Below are 614 nucleotides of genomic sequence, written 5' to 3' on the forward strand. Positions count from 1 at the left end.
ACCAACACGACAAGCGATGGCAATCCTTTTTTTACCATCGCTAGTCGTTCCATATGACGTTACACGTAAATGCTCTCATCCATTCCCAATCCTTGCAGAATCCTTCGCTGCTCGTAGGTGAGCGGTTTTCCTAGCGCGCGTTGGATGCGTCCATCCGGCAGCTTGAGGAGGACGACTTTCACATACTCAAACAACTGAAAAATCGCTTGCCCGGTCGGTCGGGTCAGCTTGCGGCCTCCGGCGCCCTTTAACGGGCGTTCTGGTGTGATGAACTGACGCACCCGGCGCTGAAAGACGCGGTAAATCGCCAAGGCCAAGAGAAATAAATAGCCCAACACCGCCACCCGTTCTGGCTTTTTGACGTAAATCTCGTCGGTGAAGAACGGATCTTTGAGAAAGGAGAAGTTCATTTCCACCGAGATTTGCCCTTTATACAACTTCAAGATTTCTCGAGCATCCATCGTTCGGCCTTTCCATTCCTTCGGAACGGTCGTGACGAGGACAAACCGGGACGCTTTCCGTCTTGCCTGTTCCCATGCCTGTTGGTGGAATTCGACGTCCAGGCGCAAAAGATACAGCGTCTCCACCTCGGGTTCCACCCCTTTTTTCGGCCG

At 52.8% G+C, this 614-nt stretch carries 1 protein-coding gene; it reads right to left on the reverse strand.

The window, feature by feature from the left end:
* Positions 1 to 59 precede the first annotated feature (59 nt).
* On the reverse strand, positions 60 to 614 hold a 555-nt coding region (locus M4I42_RS17080; RefSeq protein ID WP_442864126.1), incomplete at its 5' end, for an IS1634 family transposase.

It is taken from the genome of Anoxybacillus sp. J5B_2022 (assembly GCF_026847645.1).
Taxonomy (GTDB): domain Bacteria; phylum Bacillota; class Bacilli; order Bacillales; family Anoxybacillaceae; genus Anoxybacteroides.